The 13,935-nt window shown below is 55.4% G+C and carries 10 protein-coding genes and 1 pseudogene; 8 read left to right on the top strand and 3 right to left on the bottom strand.

Annotated elements, in window-relative coordinates; all coding sequences use genetic code 11:
• Positions 1 to 88: 88 nt before the first annotated feature.
• Positions 89 to 1,094 (bottom strand): annotated as a pseudogene (locus ACR3E0_RS18175) (IS110 family RNA-guided transposase).
• A gap of 579 nt (positions 1,095 to 1,673) precedes the next feature.
• Between ACR3E0_RS18175 and ACR3E0_RS18170 the strand changes: the two are divergent.
• The 7 genes from ACR3E0_RS18170 to ACR3E0_RS18140 all read left to right on the top strand — a co-directional run bounded on the left by ACR3E0_RS18170 (position 1,674) and on the right by ACR3E0_RS18140 (position 9,005).
• On the top strand, positions 1,674 to 2,546 hold the full coding sequence (locus ACR3E0_RS18170; protein WP_480479051.1) for a tyrosine-type recombinase/integrase: 873 nt from the start codon (positions 1,674 to 1,676) through the stop codon (positions 2,544 to 2,546).
• 9 nt (positions 2,547 to 2,555) lie between these two features.
• A complete protein-coding gene (locus ACR3E0_RS18165) occupies positions 2,556 to 3,794 on the top strand; it encodes an IS91 family transposase (RefSeq protein ID WP_480479522.1) in 1,239 nt (412 codons plus the stop codon).
• Positions 3,795 to 4,359: 565 nt separating this feature from the next.
• A complete protein-coding gene (locus tag ACR3E0_RS18160) occupies positions 4,360 to 5,421 on the top strand; it encodes a DUF1214 domain-containing protein (protein ID WP_480480249.1) in 1,062 nt (353 codons plus the stop codon).
• Entirely contained in the window at positions 5,418 to 6,494 is a 1,077-nt protein-coding gene (locus ACR3E0_RS18155) for a DUF1254 domain-containing protein (protein ID WP_480480248.1), read from the top strand. The genes ACR3E0_RS18160 and ACR3E0_RS18155 overlap by 4 nt, the downstream gene beginning before the upstream one ends.
• 359 nt (positions 6,495 to 6,853) lie before the next feature.
• On the top strand, positions 6,854 to 7,009 hold the full coding sequence (locus tag ACR3E0_RS18150) for a DUF5993 family protein (protein ID WP_480480247.1): 156 nt from the start codon (positions 6,854 to 6,856) through the stop codon (positions 7,007 to 7,009).
• A 9-nt stretch (positions 7,010 to 7,018) separates the two neighbouring features.
• Positions 7,019 to 7,600, top strand: coding sequence for a disulfide bond formation protein B (locus ACR3E0_RS18145; RefSeq protein WP_170687411.1), 582 nt, complete (start codon positions 7,019 to 7,021; stop codon positions 7,598 to 7,600).
• Between the two features lie 79 nt (positions 7,601 to 7,679).
• Entirely contained in the window at positions 7,680 to 9,005 is a 1,326-nt protein-coding gene (locus tag ACR3E0_RS18140) for an amidase (RefSeq protein ID WP_480480246.1), read from the top strand.
• A 178-nt stretch (positions 9,006 to 9,183) separates the two neighbouring features.
• Here the strand turns inward: ACR3E0_RS18140 and ACR3E0_RS18135 are convergent, their stop codons facing one another.
• A complete protein-coding gene (locus ACR3E0_RS18135; RefSeq protein WP_480480245.1) occupies positions 9,184 to 10,554 on the bottom strand; it encodes a hypothetical protein in 1,371 nt (456 codons plus the stop codon).
• A 195-nt stretch (positions 10,555 to 10,749) separates the two neighbouring features.
• Here ACR3E0_RS18135 and ACR3E0_RS18130 point away from each other — a divergent pair, with 195 nt between their 5' ends.
• A complete protein-coding gene (locus ACR3E0_RS18130) occupies positions 10,750 to 11,646 on the top strand; it encodes an HNH endonuclease (RefSeq protein WP_480480244.1) in 897 nt (298 codons plus the stop codon).
• 285 nt (positions 11,647 to 11,931) lie between these two features.
• On the opposite strand, the gene ACR3E0_RS18125 is transcribed toward ACR3E0_RS18130, so the two are convergent.
• On the bottom strand, positions 11,932 to 13,884 hold the full coding sequence (locus tag ACR3E0_RS18125) for an ATP-binding protein (RefSeq protein WP_480480243.1): 1,953 nt from the start codon (positions 13,882 to 13,884) through the stop codon (positions 11,932 to 11,934).
• Positions 13,885 to 13,935: the final 51 nt, after the last annotated feature.

Here is a 13,935-nt window from a genome sequence, read left to right as displayed (position 1 = left end):
GGACAAAGCCCGGGGTGTCTTGGGATTGCGGCTGACGCATGTGCCATCATTTCACTGGTCTTGCTTTCTCGGTCTTTTTCTTCCGATATCAGACGATCCTGATCTCATAGGGTTCATTGCGCGTAAGAACGGCCCAGATTATCCGCGCTGTTTTGTTCGCCATTGCCACCGCTGCAAGCTTGGCGGGCTTGCGCTCCAGCAAGTCTGCAAACCAAGGATCAAATCGTTCCGGTGCGCTTTTGATCTGCTTAATTCGGGAAGTCATGTCGACGACCATCAGGTTGCGAATGTATCGGTCGCCCATCTTCGATATGCGGCCCAGACGTTCCTTGCCTCCGGTCGAACGGTTGATCGGCGTCAGCCCCAACCAAGCCGAGAAGTCTCTTCCGCACTGCCGACCGTCGCGACAATAGCCGATGCGATGATTGGCCCAATCCCGGGGATCGTCTGAAGCAAGGCGATCCGTGGCTCGGATTTAGACGCTCGCGTCAACTTGCGACCATACCAGAGCACCCGCCCATGCAGAGCCATAAGCTGTTCACTCAGGTCAATGATGGTATCCAGCGCGGCTGGCGGAAGGTCCGGAGCCTGCCCTTGGGTCGTGCGCTTGGCAAAACGGACGGCGTGACCGACACCCTGAGCGAAGACGACACCGAACTCCGCCAACAGACCGCGAAGCATGTTGATCGTCTGGGTTCTCTGCCGGACAACCAGGCTACGCGCTCGGTGCAACGAGAGGATGGCCTGCTGATCAGATGACTTCACCTCGACGAACCGCATGGTCGGGCGGGTGACAGCCTCGCAGATTGCCTCCGCATCAGCCGCATCTGATTTGCCGCGCTTGACGTAGGGTTTCACGTAGACTGGAGCAATTAGCCTGACTTTGTGACCCAGCCTGGCCAGCTCACGTGCCCAATAATGGCTTGCGCCGCAAGATTCCATGCCAATCAGACAGGGCTTCAGACACTCGAAGAAATGCAACATCTGGCTCTGCGGCGCAGAGATCGACTAATCCCCACGGTCCCGTCTTCCCTGACACCGTGAACATGGAAAACGTTCTTCGCCAAATCCAGACCGATCGTTGTAATATGCATTGGGTGGCTCCTCTCCTCGCAGTTTATGACAACCGCACTATGGCGCATCACGACGCCGTTGGAGCAGGAACCATCCACCCCATCCCGCTGACCGCCAATCTGCCGAAAAGTGGATTTCTGCGTTTGCAGCGAATGGCGACCATACAGGTTGCGTCCGCAGAAAGCCAGATAGATTCGGAATGTCACACTATGGGTCGCCCTCTTTGGGATCAATGTCAGCTTTCTGTTGATATTGTAGTTTTTCGGGCAAAGTGCAGCAATTGGAAGTATAGCTCTCAGCCGACCTCGGAGCAAGCGCAGCATGTGAACTCTTGTGCCGCCAGGCCTCGTAGTGGACGGCCCTTTGCGGACTTTCGATCTACCTTCAAGTTTCTGCATTCGCAGCCCGCATTGCTGCCGTTCGCTGCGGTCGCGAGGTCAAAGGGTTGTCCGATGACTGCATCGCGGACAAGGACGAAACCGCTCTCGCGGTATTGGCGCTTGGGGCAATGACTGCGCATTAATTCAACAGTGGATTTGGCGAACTGACGCGCCTGTCTGACGATTTGGACCTTCTCAATCTGATGACAGGAGGTTCCGATGACGGACCAATATGTGCCGAAGCTACGCCAGCGTTTTCTTGAAGACATGCGGATCAAGGGGCTGCAGCCCAAGACGCAGACGATGTATCTGCGGGCGATGCACGATTTCACGCGGTTTCTGGGGCATGCGCCAGACAGTGCGACACCGGAGGAGTTGCGGGGGTTCCAGCTCGACATGAAGGCGCGCGGCGTTGGTGCGCCGACCTTCAACAACCGGCTGACCGTGCTGAGCTTCTTCTTCGCCACGACCTGCCCGCGCCCTGAGATGAAGCGGCATATGCGCTATCAGCGGGCGGCCAAGAAGATCCCGGTGGTGCTGAGCGCCGAGGAAGTCGCGCGTATTCTCGAAGCTGCGCCGGGACCGGGGCTCAGATATCGTGCTGCCTTCAGTGTTGCCTATGGTGGCGGGCTGCGCGCCAGCGAGGTCACGCATCTGAAGGTCGGCGATATCGATAGCGACCGGATGCTGATCCGGGTCGACCAGGGCAAGGGCCGCAAGGATCGTCACGTGATGCTGTCGCCCAGTTTGCTCGAACTGCTGCGCGACTATTATCGCGAGGCGCGCCCGAGGGGGTGGATGTTCCCCGGCCGCAGCCGGATCGACCCGATCTCGACACGGCAGTTCAACCGGGCGTTCGGGGTGGCCTGCGACTTCGCCGAGATCAGGAAGAATGTCTCGCCCCATACGCTGCGGCACAGCTTTGCCACGCATCTTCTGGAGGGCGGGACGGATATCCGGGTGATCCAGGTCCTGCTCGGTCACGCCAAACTGGAGACCACAACGATCTACACGAAGGTGGCGACCAAGATGATTCAGGATGTGACCAGTCCGCTCGATCTGTTGGTGAGACGAGAGGCGGCACCCGGCTAATCCCGGTCCATGCCCCCCTCTCATCGCTGCAAGCAGCGACTGTCGGGCAATGGACCAAAGCTGGAGGTCGCGGATATCTTCCGCGCCCATGGGCCTGCGTATCGCCGCGAACATGCAGGACATCTGAACCTGCAGCAGTTGAAGGTGATGTCCGCGATCGAGAGTTGCCGCACCGCCGCGCTTGGCGGGCACGTGGCGTCTTGCACAAAGTGCGATCACCAGCACATCGCTTACAACTCCTGTCGCAATCGACACTGCCCAAAGTGCCAGGGGGCAACCGCCCGCGACTGGATGCAGGCGCGGATGGAAGACCTGTTGCCGGTCGAATACTTCCATGTGGTGTTCACGCTGCCTGCGCCAATCGCGGACATGGCGTACCAGAACAAGGCGGCGGTCTATGGACTGTTGTTCAGAGCCTCAGCCCAGACGCTCCTGACCATCGCCGCCGATCCGAAGCATCTGGGCGCGCGGATAGGCATGACCAGCGTGCTGCACACATGGGGATCAGCGATGACGCATCACCCGCATGTCCACGTCGTGGTCCCCGGCGGCGGAGTGTCAACGGATGGCACCAGCTGGATCGGCTGCCGCCCAGGGTTCTTCCTGCCGGTGAAAGTCCTGTCGCGGCTGTTCCGGCGTTTGTTCCTGGAAGGGCTGCTCCGGTTGCACAAGGCAGGCAGGTTGCGCTTCTTTGGCAATCTGGTGGGGCTGGCAGACCCGAATATCTTCGCTGCGCACCTCGCCCCGCTGCGCGAAGCCGACTGGGTTGTCTATGCCAAGCCGCCCTTCGGAGGGCCCGAACAGGTGCTTGCCTATCTCAGCCGATACACCCATCGTGTGGCAATCTCGAACCACCGCCTGGTCACTGCCGACGCGGACACGGTTACCTTCCGGTGGAAAGACTATCGCATCAAGCGCGGGGATCGGATGAAGGTCATGCGCCTGCCCACAGGTGAGTTCATCCGCCGCTTCCTGATCCATGTCCTGCCTCCCGGCTTCCACCGCATCCGCCACGCGGGCTTCCTCGCTAACGGTATCCGCCGCGACAGGATCGAGAAGATCAGGCGTTTGTTGGATCAAACAGGCGAACCTGACCCAATGGCCGACAAAGAAGCGCACGCCGAAGCACTGGAACAAGACCTGAAACACACATGCCCAAAATGCGGCAGCACGATGCGTGTGGTCGAGATCTTCACCCGTGGCCAAACCCCAAAATCCCGCGCCCCGCCATGGGAGGATGCCGCATGAGCCAAAAATCAAACCCGGCCCCACCATCCGGAGGCACCGGACCAGTCTGTGCGCTCAAATTCCTGAAAAGCGTGCCAAAACGGCGTGCGAAGATCAAAATCGAGACCGATCAATGACATGCGCTGCCGAATCCGATCGGCCAGCACTACACGTCGCCAAAGGCGATACTGTGCTGCGCTTCAATTGCAGAAGCCCGTAACGCACAATCCCCATAGCACCAAAATCCTCCCGCGCTTTCTTCCTTGTCAGGTTTGTCGCCGCTGCAGCTCACGCTGACAGCAGCCACAAACCTTGGACATTCCTGCCGTTCGCCGTAAGTTCGCGGATGACCGCTTTGGGGTTACCCGTCGAAGGCGGGGGTATACGATCAACAACAAAACTGAAACTTGGGGGGACAAATGCTGGTTCTTAGAGGGTTTTGGACCCTTGGAACTCACTCGTTTGCCAACTTTGGCCATTTGCGGACCAAATTGTGCGTCATGGGAGCGCACTATCCGTTGGAGCTTGCTCCAGACTGGTACAAATATAGTTTAGTAAACAAACTTCCAAAACCTATGTTTCCAAAATGGGGTTGACCGAAATGTTTCTACGCAAGCTATACACCCTGATCTTGTTTCTGCCATTCTTTGCTGTTCCTGCATTTGCTCAGGACACCATCGAAAACTACATCCGCGAGTATCCTAATCAGGAACAGGTGCGCATGATGCAGCGTTGGCTCGAAACCAACGAGCCCGGCGCTTTTCGATTCACGGGACTTGTCGATCCTACCGATGACACGGTAATCACGCCGCAGGCGACGGTGAATTATGGCTACAACTGGTTCAGCCTGTCCGAGGGTCCAGCGATCATCCGCACGCCGCAATACGACCGCTATTTCTCGGTGTCGATTTTCGACATGAAGCACAACATACCGGGCGTCATCGTGAACCCCGAATTGCCGATCCTGCTGTACCGGCCTGGGCAAACCCTGCCTGAGGGCGATTTTCACAAACTGGCCCTCGAAACCGACCAAGGGCTTGCCTTCACCCGAATGGTCGTGGTCGACAATCTTGACGAGGTCATGGCGCTGAGCGGTGAGATTGTGATGGAAGGCGGCCAGGGCGACATGGACCGCGACGTGCAGCGATTTTCGCCCGAGACCGAGGCGGCGGCACTGACGCTGATCGAGACCGCCGTTCCTTTGGTGGATACCGACAAGATTTTCGGGTCGGTTTCAGGTGATGTGGGAGAAATACATGCTGCTGTAGGAGTGTTTCAGGGACAACTTGGCACGCCGTCCGACGTGGTGAGATACGGCCTACTGGCGTTTGACGAAAACGGCCAGCCGTTCAACGGCGATGACACATACGTTCTCACCGTGCCTGCAAACATCGTCGAAGACGGTGGTTATTTCTCCGTTACGGTCTATGCGTCGGTCAACAAGCTGCTGATACCAAACGATAAGGGCATCTACGATCAAACCAGCTATACAGCGGAGCCGAATGAAGACGGCACCTATACCGTGACCCTCAGCCCATCCGGCGAGGGGCAGAACGGCATCCCGACAGGAACGCCGTTTTACGGTGTCCTTCGAGCCTACGTTCCGGTTCCCGGCGCTGATTTGACAGTCGAGGTCGAAACTAAATGAAAAACACATCCAACAAGTTCAACAAAATTACAGCTGCACTGTTGTGCAGCACTCTGATCGCACCAGCGGCGCTCGCGGATATCCCGGACATAGACAGTTCCGGCTGGTCAACAGATCCGAACGACTACGGGATGAGCGCCGCCGAGTATATCAACGCAGACAGCCGGGCGTTTTTTGCAAACTTCATGGGCCGCTCTGGCGTCAACCAGTTCTTTCACTTCACCAATCTGTCAACCGCCGACGACCGCTGGGTCGTTTCGCCCAATAACGATACGATCTATTCGATTGCTATCGTCAATGCGAGGCAGGGGTTCACGCTGGATGTGCCGGATGTGGGCGACCGGTTTCTATCGATCCAGATCATTACGGAAGACCACATGACGCCGTTCTACCTGTATGGGGACGGTCAATATACATTCTCGTCCGAGGATTTCGAGACCGATTTCGTAGCTGTTGGCATTCGGACCGGAACAGATGCCACTGCTGACGATGTGCGTGTCGTTACAGAAGAATTGCAGCCACAATATGCGATTTCAGGCGCGGCGCCAGAGGATGATCTACCAAGCTTTGACGCGGAGGCACTTGAAAGGGTGCGCGCCGCCCTGCTGGCGGAGTATTCCAAGCTGCCTTCATCGTTCGGTGCGATGCAGAAACGGGTCTCCGATGTCGATGACTGGGAGTACTTCACCTATGTCACGGCAGGCGCCTGGGGTTTGTCGGCAGACGAAAACGCAATGTACGCTATCGGTGGTCCTGAAAACGCGGTGGGAGGCTCTTGCTATACGGCAACATTCCCAGAAGTGCCGGTCGATGCATTCTTTTCCATCACGGTGTATGGCCCGCAGAAATACCTGATGTCGGACACGGATAACATCGTCAGCTCGAACCAGGGCGTTGTGAGCAACGACGACGGATCATTTGACGTTGCGTTCGGCGGCGAGGACTGTCGCGCGCTTGCACCCAACTTCGCCTTCACGCCTGAGGATGGTTGGAACCTGCTGCTTCGGGCATATCGCCCGGATGTCGAAGAGTTTCGAGCCTACCGTGTTCCGGACATTGTTCCAGCAGAATAGGCAACACGAATTTTGAGGGCCGACCGCGAGCCCTACAGTGGAAGCGGACATCGGTACAAGCTGCAGCATCTGTCAATTAGGGCTCGCTCCCGCCATCGGAGGGCGCCCAGCATCGGCTTGTGTGTGAAGCCGAGAAGCTTCGAGGACGGCCCAAACCGGTCACTCGTCCTTACTCATAGATGCTGCGGTTGCAACCTGCTTTGCGGTCATTCGCTGAGATTGCAATTTCAACGCGTAGTCAGTGTCGATAATATAGTGCGACTCAAACGATCGCTACAGGCTTGATTAAATCTCTGGAACCGGTTCAGTTCATAGACATTGGTCACCACGGACACCTTCGATCCGGTAAGGAGCATCTAATGATTGCTTTGCTTTTTGCACTTTTTGCCAGCGCGATGGCACTTGCGTATTTCAAGCTTGTAAGGTCGTCATACGCCATCTTCGTGCTTGCACTTTTGATAAGCACGTACTGGCTTAAGTTTCACGCTACGACCCCACTTTCTATCCAACTGTGAGGTCTTTGCATGTCACCTGAGTTTGCTCGAAACATGAACGCGCTTGGTGCCCTTGCGGTTTGCCTTGTTTTGGTTCTTGCATTTTATTTTCAACTCGTATTGTACGAGCTGCCTTGTCCACTGTGTTTGTTGCAACGTGTTGGGTTTGTGGCCGTCGGGTTTGGTCTGGGGCTGAACCTGTTGTGGGGTACGCGCGCAAGAAACTATGGAATAGTTCTTGTCGCGGCGATCTTCGGCATTAGCGTTTCGATCCGCCAGATTCTGCTGCATATAGTCCCAGGCACAGGTCACTATGGCTCGCCTGTACTTGGTTTACATTTCTATACATGGGCCGGAATAGCCTTTGGTCTGGTGATCCTTGGCACCGCGATCATGCTGGTTTTCGAAAAGCAATACGACCTAGCGTCGGACGTGAGAGCAACCGAAAGGTTCGGCGGCAGCCAGTTGGCCAAAGCGGTGTTTTTCCTGATCCTACTTTTGGCTGCGCTCAACGTCGGTTCAGCGCTTCTGGAATGTGGACCGGGCATTTGTGACGATCCGCCAACAGATTACAAGCTGCTGGATGAGCTTGAAGGCACGGCTGATTCATAAGCGCCTAAATAGACTTAGGACCGAATAGCGATTTGCTTAGTAACTGAATTGATTGCCAACAAGGAGCTGTGGAAAACCCATGTCCGTTACCACCAGCAGTCAGCTCTCAGACGCACTGGACGCATTGGCTCGCACTGATGACAAAGTACACGCATACAGACATCTGCTGATTTCTGGCGCTCAGGCCGGTGCGGCTGACATCCATGTTGGCCCTCAAGAGCCCCAGATTGAAGGATGGCCATTCGCGGTAAAAGAGGTGTTCGACGTGACGGGCGTGGTTACATCCGGAGGTTCAAAAGCTTATGAACACCGTGTTCCCTCAAAAGACGCTGCAGTGGTTGAACGGCTTCGCGCCGCAGGAGGTATACTGGTCGGAACGCAAATCGCGCACGAGTTGACTTGCGGACTGGATCAGCCACCAACACGTAACCCATGGGACCTAACCTGCTATCCCGGTGGATCGAGTGCAGGCGCGGGCGTCTCGGTGGCCGTTGGATCTGCCCGCTTTGCGCTTGGCACCGATGCTGCAGGTTCTGTTCGCATACCGGCAGCCATGACAGGAACAACGGGCCTGAAGCCAACCTGGGGCTTGATCAGCTCTCAGGGCGTAATGCGTCAGGCGTCAGCCCCATCGATTGACCATGTTGGCATCATCGCCAGGTCCGCCGCCGAAATCACCCGGATTCTGCCCATACTTGCAGGGCCAGATCCTTGGGATAAAGCAACCTTGCAGAGCCGAGCGGCATATGGCGATACACCACGCCCCGCAGACAATATCGCAGTTCTTGGAACGGCGACACTAGAGGCGATTGCCCAAGCCTACGACCTCGACTCGGAAACCAAAGCCGCATTTTCAGCGGCGTGCAACGTTTTCCACCAAACAGGCGCGGAAGTTGTTGAAATTGACGTTCCAACGCTGCCATTGGCTGTGGACGCAATCGTCACATTCTTTGCGACAGAGCTGGCATGTGCCAATGCTGACGCTCTAATGAAGCGTCGAGATGATTTCTCGCCAGCGGTCGCGGAAATGATCGATTCTGGTCTGGAAATTCCCGAGGATCACTTGCTGAGCGCTATAGAAATCCGATCGCAGTTGCGGCAGGAACTAACTCACGCACTCAAGGAAGCTGACGCGCAGGCTTTGCTGACACCGACAACACCACGCCCTGCGATGCCTCTGGCAGACTTCGACCCAACACAGGAACTGGCAAGTTTGATACCCTTTACATGCGGGTTTAATCTTACAGGCCACCCAGCAATTAGTCTGCCCTGTGGCCAGACACAAAAGGGTATGCCGATTGGACTGCAAATAGTGGGACACCATTATAAAGAGACCTCACTGCTGAAGCTTGCAGACGTGTTTCAAAAACTTACTCATTGGCACGAGCTGCGCCCACCGGTCTGAGGCTTGGGTGGTTGGATTGCCGGCCCAAACCGGACACTGAGCGCGTTTGCTAATGCCGCAATGCAGCTTCGTCGAAGCGGATGTTGGTTTGGGTGGCTGATATCGGCAAGTTGCCAACCGAAACCTGTCCCTGAAAGCCACAAAAAGAAACTTCGACACCAGGGCTGTAGGTCTGCGATTACTCAAGTTTCTGCAACAATGCATCTCTCGCCAGTGCAGCGCCAGATGTCCACGCTTTCTCAACTTCTCTTAGAAGCTGGGTTTTTCGGCCGTCAGAAGGACCGTGAATAATGGCGGACCGAACGTCATACAAATGCTTGACCTTGGCCTTGATGAGCTCCTTTTCTTTCTCACTCTCGCCCAGCAGTTCTGCCGTTCCATTCTGAAGGAACTTGCTAATAGGTTCATTTCTTGGCGGCTTGAATATCCGCTCAAAGACAATGGCCAAATCCAGAATTCGATCATGTGCGCCAAAACGTCCGTCGCGACCATGGGCTTCGGCCATGCGATACATAGCAGGTGCGAGATCGGCATAGGCGGTTGTCGCTCTTCGAGAGAACAGGTCTTTAGCTCTTTCGAGTTTGCTAAAGTCGGCGTCGGTGAACTCTGTGAACGGATCGAACAGGTGGCTTATGGATCGACCTTTGTGAGGTGAATTTGGACCGTGATGCCGACCAAGTAATTCGGACGCGGTTCGTGAAATGCAGCCTTCTAGGGTCATGATCCGGGACGTTCGTGTCCCAAACGTCACCGCAAGCAGATTTGAAAACTCCTCTGTCCAACGATGAAACAAGGGCGGAGGTGCTTTGTAGGGGCTATTGGCCATCGAATGTCTGTTGCGGACGCTTGGTTTCCAAGAGAACCTGTAGACAATGGCATAAATGCCCTCTATGCGCCGCCGTTCAACGTGCTCCGGAGCCACTTCCTGAAGCCATTCGCGATCAATGTACTCCTCAATGAGAGAGAGCGGAACAAGCGCGTAACCCTCACCAAGGTCGATCTCTTGCGGGATGCGAAGTCCGTAGAACAATGCGGCATCCATACCGATGTTTAGGTCGTCTTCATCGGCTGGATTGGTTTGAGATGTGGACGACAAAAGCAACGCGTTAAGTTTTAAAGCTGTTTGTAGAAAGCCTTCTTGTGATGCTGCCGGATTCAACGCCATCTGGCCCACAATGAGAGCGCTGAGGCTGGTGAGCGAAGATCCATTCAAGACGCCAACCTGAACGTCATTAACGTTTATCCGCTTTCCTAGGGCACGGGCCAAAACCGGGTGATCTCGCAAGACTCCACGGACCGGATCAAGTGCGGCCTTCAACGGTGCGAAATACTCATTGGTTCCAAAGCGAAATGAATGCGTCGCGTCCTCGTAGATCATGAAATGATCGTCGGCCGGGAAGGGAGTTTCATCGCGTCCGTTGTAGGTCACCGTTGCGGGGAAACCGTGAGATTCCCAATACCGCTTAAGGAATGGCTTTTGTGCCTTGGCGAGCGCAACAAGGCTGTCCGCCAACCTTTCTTCCCAGAATCTGTCTTCAATTTTTGCCATAGCTATTCAATAGACTCAAAATCCGGGGCTGAACCTAAGACGTCCTCCAGCTGAGGCACAACGCAAAAGTTTGATCGCCGAGTCTCGTGACCGGGGGGCTATTGAAACCAGTGGCTTGCAAAGACGGATCTAGTGGGCGGTAAAACTACACCGGACAGATTGGATTCATCTGCGTTCCGGGCCATCCTATGCCACATGGCGTTTGGTATTTTCATTCATCGGACTGATTCAATTTACGATGATGTCCCCTCAGAACGATATCAGTTTCCGCGGCAATATCTGACGCGCGTTCAGCAGTGCGTGGGCGATTGGATCGTTTATCTCGAACCAAGCAAGGTCAAGGATACCAAGGGTTACTTTGCCGTAGCCAAGGTTCAGGAAATTATGCCGGACCCACAACATGACGACATGCATATCGCCGTCATTGAGCCAGGCACATATCTCGATTTTGGCGATCCAGTGTCGTTTCGCGAAGCAGATGAAATTGTTGAGCAGGGCCTCTTGAACGACCGAGGAAAAATCTCCGGGCGCGCCCAGGCTGCGGTGCGGTCTCTCTCATCCGAAGATTTCGCGCGGATAGTTGAGCGCGGTCTTGGACAAGATCACGACGTCTTGCCGAGAGTGGACCTGGCCGCTCCAAACAGATTTCAGGAAGCGCAAATGCCGTTCCAGCATCTGTCGGACCGCGAACGCATCAAGCAACTGACCAGCCGCGCCGTAAGGGACCGCAACTTCAGAAAGAATGTTTTGCGGGCATACGGAGAGCGATGCGCAATTACCGGGCTACGTCTGATCAACGGCGGAGGGCGCGCTGAGGTGGAGGCCGCTCATATCAGGCCGGTCGAGCAGGATGGTCCAGATATTGTGAGCAATGGACTAGCTTTGTCAGGGACAGCGCATTGGATGTTCGATCGCGGGCTGGTAGGTCTTGCTGACGATCTGACTATTCTTGTCTCTCGCCAAAGCAACGACATGGAAGCCGTGAACGCGATGATAAACTCCTCGGGCAAGCTCTTGGCTCCGGGGCGGCCGGCCAATCGCCCAAGGGCTGAGTTCCTTACCTGGCATCGCGAGAACTGCTTTAAGTCTTAGCGGCCCAGAGCCAACCTCGAGCAAAGCAGTCAAATACTGCCTCTGCAGCCCGAATTGCCGACCTTCGCCAAAGGTAGCCCAGCTCTGGTACTTCCTCCAGCAGCCAATACGTCACCTTCTTGGCGGCTTTTAAATCTTCATCGCTAACCATCGGAGTGTGGGCAACTGCTACGTTATTTTCATTCTTAGCGCCTGCTGCGTTGCGTCCACCCCCCGGCCTCCTTCGCGACCGTTGCATCTTTCTTCTGTGTGCCATCTTTCCTGGCGTCGCTAAAGCCCAGATTTTCAAGTGTACGCCTGAATGGCTTCTAGATAATCGTAAACTTCATAATGGGTTGCGCCATCGCGCTCATACTTGGACCGCTCTTTGATCTCATCCACAGTCATGTTCCGCATGACGTATGAGGTCAGGATGTGCTTGGTGTAGCGCTTGGATGCCCGCAGCCGTTCACCGTTGAGGTCAACAGGTTTGAACGTGAGCCCCTTGTTGTCGATAGCGTCCCGCATAGCTGTGGCAAATGCCGTAGGTAGGTCACCAAAGTCGGGATCAAAGCCGTTCGGCAGCTCTATCAATCCATCGGACAACCGCGCGATTGTGTCCGGGTGCACAAAGTTCTCCACTTCGCGCTTACTGGTCATGAATGCCGTTCGATCCTTCCAAGCGTTGATCTCATTCAAACGCTGCTGCTTGTCTGCATGAGCTGGCAGCGCTTCTGCTGTCCGATCCGAGTCAAAGATTACGACCTGTGGAAGATCAAGGTTGGACAGGTAGTCCCGCTCAACCCAGTCCTTGAGCGTCTCGCCGCCACCAAGCGCCCAGAAGATTTTGTCGTGGTCCAGAGGCGGCAGCTCGCCAGATTCAGACAAGACCAGGGACAGCGAAACTAGGGCGTCGATGTCGGTCTTACCTTCCACCAACACCGCAACCTTCACAGTCTGGCCAAGTATCGGGTCGGGCAGCACACCCAACGCCTCTGCCACTTCGGCATATACTTCTGGGTCACCAGAACGGATACGAACGTTTCCATCATCTCCCCGGTCAATGTACCGCAGGCAGTCCACCGGCATCAGTTCCGCCAAAGCAGGCATGTGCGTCGTGACAAGGACTTGGTCGCCCGCTTCAGCAACTTCCATAAGAGCGGTAACGATACGACGCTGGTTGTCCGGATGCTGCGATGTCTCAGGTTCTTCGATGGCGTAGATTACCGGCACTTCCCCGTCGAAGGCACCTTCACCTGCTTCCTTTCGCTTCTTTTCCGCTTCGGCCTGAAAGAAACTCATGAGTATCAATCGCCGGACGCCGGAACCGCGCTTGTTCAAAGGCACGCCGTCATCGCTCTCAAGATCAACCTTGAACATGTTGGCCCAAGACGGTGACCGGAACTGTGGAGTCAGTGAGTTCGCTAGGTCGGGATATGCCGCCTGAAGCTGTTCGAGGGTCCGCTTCGCAGTGTCTTCGGCCCGAACCCTCACCTTCTCAACAACATCCGCAAGATCATCCTGAATATCGGCCAGCGCCTTTTGCACGGCGGCCTTCATCGGGTTTTGTACTTCCGGGTCTTGGTCGCTCGACGCCCGATCAGAGCGGAACAATGCATATAGCGGAAGTCTAGCTTGGATCGCGCCCCACACGGCTTTGCCGTTGTCGTCGTTGAGAGGGACGTTTTGAAGTTCCAATAACAGATTGCCACCGACGCTCTGGTAGACAGCTTGCCGCATAGACGGGTTTTCGTTGAGGTTGCAGTCGTCTTGAAGACCCATCTCCTTCACGAGCGCCTTTAAGGCTGTGTTGTTCTTCTGAAGTAGACCTTGGACCTTCTCTTCTGTTGGGTGGACCGCTCGAGCGAAGACTTTCGCAGCACCTGGGCGTTGCACGGCGAGGTTAAAGATCTTGTGTATCTCGAGATCGCCATCCTGATTCAGCAGGTGTTCTGCCTCAAGCGTACTTCTTGCCCCACGATCTAACGTCAGCTCAGAGGGCAACCGATCAAACACAACGCCAATCAAAACCTGTTTTGCATCCCCCGCGATGCTTGCGTCGCCCTGATCTGGCTTGGAATTCTCGAAGAAGTAGTCCAACGCTTCTAGGATGGTGGACTTACCGGCATCGTTTCTGCCGATAAGAGCCGTGAACTGTTCCAAAGTAACATGAGTGCGAGCTTTGTAGCCTCGGAAGTTTTCCAGAATAATGCCTTTGATACGCAACTTTGCCTCGCTTTCCCGGCCAAATAGGAACAATCAAAATATGTTCGTCAAAAGATATCACAACCCTAACGCGATACTCTAAGA

Source organism: Ruegeria sp. AJ12 (genome assembly GCF_056536245.1).
This window is presented reverse-complemented; position numbering and strand designations above follow the sequence as displayed.